Raw genomic sequence first — 4,444 nt, 5'->3', positions numbered from 1 at the left:
CCTTGTTGTTGCTGGAGTAGTACTTGCCCCAGCCGCTCGAAGAAGCGGAGACGGTGGCGGTGGTCGCGGCCTGCGCGGCGGGGCTGACGGCCAGGGCGGCGACCGCCATCGAGCCGGCCGAGAGCGGTGGCTGCAAGGACCTTGCGCATGTGGGTTCCTCCGTGAGTCGTGGTCGACACCGCTCACGTTAGGAAGCCGGCCGCCTGCGGACTGCGCACGAATGCACACAGTGCACTAGTGCACAAACCCCTAGCCCTGCTTCGGCTTGTTGTCCCCGAAGATCGTGCTGACCAGCAGGATCACGCCCCACGGGCCCATCACCCACAGCGGCCACGGATAGATGGTGTGGCCGGCGGTGATGCTCACGATTAACCAGATCACCCAGTTGATGCCGCTGGCCGCCGCCCAGGCGCTCCAGGCCGCCTTCATGCCGGTGTGCATGCCCTTGGGCTGCGGCTTGCCCGCGGGGGCCGCCTTGACCGGGAGGTGGCGCAGGTCGACGTCGGGCAGGTCGGCCGTCAGCTTGGCCAGCTCGCCGTAGGTCTTGCTCTTGTAGAGGCTCTCGAGCCGGTCGTTGAACTCGTCCATCGTGATCCGGCCCTGCGCGGTGTGGCTCGCGGAGGATGGCGGCGACCCGTCTCGGTCGGCGTCGGAGGCACGCATCTCGGGGCTGTTCGCCATCCCCACCCACTCCCGGCTAGTTCTGCAGTTGGGCCAGGCGCGATTCGCCCCCGTCAAGAGCGGTCAGCACCCAAGGACCATTATGTGTCACGGCGACGCTGTGTTCGAAGTGCGCGGAGTGCTTCCCGTCGACGGTGACCACGGTCCAGTCGTCGGCCAGGACGCGGGTGCGCTCGGTGCCGAGGTTGACCATGGGCTCGATCGCCAGGCACATGCCCCTCCTCCAGGGCGGGGCCCCGGCCGGGCTTGCCGTGGTTGGCGATCCACGGGTCCATGTGCATCTCGGTGCCGATGCCGTGGCCTCCGTACTCCGGAGGGATGCCGTAGCGGCCCTGAGAGCGCACGTAACGCTCGATCTCGTAGCCGATGTCGGACAGGTGCCGGCCGGGCTTCAGCGCGGCGATACCGCGCCACATGGCCTCTTCCGTGACCCGCATGAGCTCGGTCAGCTTCGGGTCCACCTCGCCGATCGGGACGGTGACGGCGGAGTCGCCGTGCCAGCCCTCCAGGATGGCGCCGCAGTCGATCGAGATGATGTCGCCCTCGCGCAGCTTGCGGGCGTTCGTCGGGATGCCGTGGACGACCTCGTCGTTCACCGACGCGCAGATCGTGGCGGGGAAGCCCTGGTAGCCCTTGAACGACGGGATGGCGCCGGCGTCCCTGATCGCCTTCTCGGCGATGACGTCGAGGTCGAGGGGCGTCATGCCGGGCTCGACCGAGCGCTTGAGCAGGTCGAGCGTCTGCCCCACCACCAGGCCCGCCGCCCGCATCTTCTCCAGCTGCTCAGGCGACTTGATCTGGATGCCGTGTCTGTTGCGTTTGAACATCTTCTGCCCCCCTGGGTCTCAACGGGCCGCAGTGGGGGCCCAATTCCCCCACAATAGCCGCGAGGTGGCACGGAAACCCGTGCCACCTCCGCAAATCGGTCGTAACTGGTTCAGCCCAGGAACGGCCGGATCGCGTCCATGGCCCGCTGAGTGACCTCCTCGACCGGCCCCTGTCGCGTCGACGCCCACGAGGATGCCCTCGTCGGCGTAGTAGGAGACCAGCGGAGCCGTCTGCTCCTGGTAGACCTCCAGGCGGTGCCGGACGGTCTCTTCCTTGTCGTCGTCCCGCTGGAACAGCGCGCCCCCGCACGCGTCACACTTGTCGTCCTTCTTGTCGTCGAACTCGACGTGCCAGATGCGCCCGCACTGACTGCAGGTGCGCCGGCCGGCCAGCCGCCTGACCACCTCGTCGTCGTCCACCACAAGCTCGAGCACGAGATCGAGCGCCTGGCCCCAGTCCTTGAGCATGTCGCGCAGGATCTCCGCCTGCGCGACGTTCCTCGGGAAGCCGTCGAGCAGGAACCCGTCCTGCGCGTCGTCCTCGACAGACGTCACGGACCATGGCGATGGTGACTCCATCGGGCACCAGGTCACCACGGTCCATGTACGTCTTGGCCAGCTTGCCAAGATCCGTGCCGCCGGAGACGTTGGCACGGTAAGAGATCGAGAGGCTCAGCAGCGTACTACGAAGTCTGCGTTGTTCTTCTGGTGAGCGTAAGGACACAGGCCAGTACATCGCATCGAACCTGTCCATCCGAAGATTTCGACAGGTGACATCTTCCGTGCCAACGTCTCCGGCGGCACGGATCTTGGCAAGCTGGCCAAGACGTACATGGACCGTGGTGACCTGGTGCCCGATGAGGTCACCATCGCCATGGTCCGTGACCGTCTGTCCGAGGACGACGCGCAGGACGGGTTCCTGCTCGACGGGCTTCCCGAGGAACGTCGCGCAGGCGGAGATCCTGCGCGACATGCTCAAGGACTGGGGCCAGGCGCTCGATCTCGTGCTCGAGCTTGTGGTGGACGACGACGAGGTGGTCAGGCGGCTGGCCGGCCGGCGCACCTGCAGTCAGTGCGGGCGCATCTGGCACGTCGAGTTCGGACGACAAGAAGGACGACAAGTGTGACGCGTGCGGGGGCGCGCTGTTCCAGCGGGACGACGACAAGGAAGAGACCGTCCGGCACCGCCTGGAGGTCTACCAGGAGCAGACGGCTCCGCTGGTCTCCTACTACGCCGACGAGGGCATCCTCGTGGGCGTCGACGCGACAGGGCCGGTCGAGGAGGTCACTCAGCGGGCCATGGACGCGATCCGGCCGTTCCTGGGCTGAACCAGTTACGACCGATTTGCGGAGGTGGCACGGGTTTCCGTGCCACCTCGCGGCTATTGTGGGGGAATTGGGCCCCCACTGCGGCCCGTTGAGACCCAGGGGGGCAGAAGATGTTCAAACGCAACAGACACGGCATCCAGATCAAGTCGCCTGAGCAGCTGGAGAAGATGCGGGCGGCGGGCCTGGTGGTGGGGCAGACGCTCGACCTGCTCAAGCGCTCGGTCGAGCCCGGCATGACGCCCCTCGACCTCGACGTCATCGCCGAGAAGGCGATCAGGGACGCCGGCGCCATCCCGTCGTTCAAGGGCTACCAGGGCTTCCCCGCCACGATCTGCGCGTCGGTGAACGACGAGGTCGTCCACGGCATCCCGACGAACGCCCGCAAGCTGCGCGAGGGCGACATCATCTCGATCGACTGCGGCGCCATCCTGGAGGGCTGGGCACGGCGACTCCGCCGTCACCGTCCCGATCGGCGAGGTGGACCCGAAGCTGACCGAGCTCATGCGGGTCACGGAAGAGGCCATGTGGCGCGGTATCGCCGCGCTGAAGCCCGGCCGGCACCTGTCCGACATCGGCTACGAGATCGAGCGTTACGTGCGCTCTCAGGGCCGCTACGGCATCCCTCCGGAGTACGGAGGCCACGGCATCGGCACCGAGATGCACATGGACCCGTGGATCGCCAACCACGGCAAGCCCGGCCGGGGCCCCGCCCTGGAGGAGGGCATGTGCCTGGCGATCGAGCCCATGGTCAACCTCGGCACCGAGCGCACCCCGCGTCCTGGCCGACGACTGGACCGTGGTCACCGTCGACGGGAAGCACTCCGCGCACTTCGAACACAGCGTCGCCGTGACACATAATGGTCCTTGGGTGCTGACCGCTCTTGACGGGGGCGAATCGCGCCTGGCCCAACTGCAGAACTAGCCGGGAGTGGGTGGGATGGCGAACAGCCCCGAGATGCGTGCCTCCGACGCCGACCGAGACCGGGTCGCCGCCATCCTCCGCGAGCACACCGCGCAGGGCCGGATCACGATGGACGAGTTCAACGACCGGCTCGAGAGCCTCTACAAGAGCAAGACCTACGGCGAGCTGGCCAAGCTGACGGCCGACCTGCCCGACGTCGACCTGCGCCACCTCCCGGTCAAGGCGGCCCCCGCGGGCAAGCCGCAGCCCAAAGGGCATGCACACCGGCATGAAGGCGGCCTGGAGCGCCTGGGCGGCGGCCAGCGGCATCAACTGGGTGATCTGGTTAATCGTGAGCATCACCGCCGGCCACACCATCTATCCGTGGCCGCTGTGGGTGATGGGCCCGTGGGGCGTGATCCTGCTGGTCAGCACGATCTTCGGGGACAACAAGCCGAAGCAGGGCTAGGGGTTTGTGCACTAGTGCACTGTGTGCATTCGTGCGCAGTCCGCAGGCGGCCGGCTTCCTAACGTGAGCGGTGTCGACCACGACTCACGGAGGAACCCACATGCGCAAGGTCCTTGCAGCCACCGCTCTCGCCGGCTCGATGGCGGTCGCCGCCCTGGCCGTCAGCCCCGCCGCGCAGGCCGCGACCACCGCCACCGTCTCCGCTTCTTCGAGCGGCTGGGGCAAGTACTACTCCAG

At 67.4% G+C, this 4,444-nt stretch carries 2 protein-coding genes and 5 pseudogenes; 4 read left to right on the top strand and 3 right to left on the bottom strand.

All coding sequences use genetic code 11. The features are described from left to right. Positions 1–249 precede the first annotated feature (249 nt). From KIS93_RS01350 to KIS93_RS01340, 3 genes and pseudogenes are all read right to left on the bottom strand, one after another. Positions 250–681: a DUF1707 SHOCT-like domain-containing protein gene (locus tag KIS93_RS01350; protein ID WP_186403522.1), complete on the bottom strand. Its 432-nt coding sequence runs from the start codon at positions 679–681 to the stop codon at positions 250–252. Between the two features lie 16 nt (positions 682–697). Beyond that, positions 698–1,508 (bottom strand): annotated as a pseudogene (gene map, locus KIS93_RS01345) (type I methionyl aminopeptidase). A gap of 110 nt (positions 1,509–1,618) precedes the next feature. Beyond that, a pseudogene (locus KIS93_RS01340) lies at positions 1,619–2,184 on the bottom strand (nucleoside monophosphate kinase). 58 nt (positions 2,185–2,242) lie between these two features. Here KIS93_RS01340 and KIS93_RS01335 point away from each other — a divergent pair. From KIS93_RS01335 to KIS93_RS64375, 4 genes and pseudogenes are all read left to right on the top strand, one after another. After that, positions 2,243–2,837 (top strand): annotated as a pseudogene (locus KIS93_RS01335) (adenylate kinase). Between the two features lie 110 nt (positions 2,838–2,947). Further along, a pseudogene (gene map, locus KIS93_RS01330) lies at positions 2,948–3,759 on the top strand (type I methionyl aminopeptidase). A gap of 15 nt (positions 3,760–3,774) precedes the next feature. Then, positions 3,775–3,891 (top strand): annotated as a pseudogene (locus KIS93_RS64380) (DUF1707 SHOCT-like domain-containing protein); the annotation flags it as partial. Between the two features lie 124 nt (positions 3,892–4,015). Next, positions 4,016–4,207 (top strand): hypothetical protein, encoded by a 192-nt coding sequence (locus tag KIS93_RS64375; RefSeq protein WP_246005151.1) that lies wholly within the window; start codon positions 4,016–4,018, stop codon positions 4,205–4,207. Positions 4,208–4,444: the final 237 nt, after the last annotated feature.

Origin of the sequence: [Actinomadura] parvosata subsp. kistnae (assembly GCF_900323885.1) — a bacterium.
Classification (GTDB): domain Bacteria; phylum Actinomycetota; class Actinomycetes; order Streptosporangiales; family Streptosporangiaceae; genus Nonomuraea; species Nonomuraea composti.
Note: the sequence above shows the minus strand (reverse complement) of the source record. Positions and strands in the feature narration are given on the sequence as shown.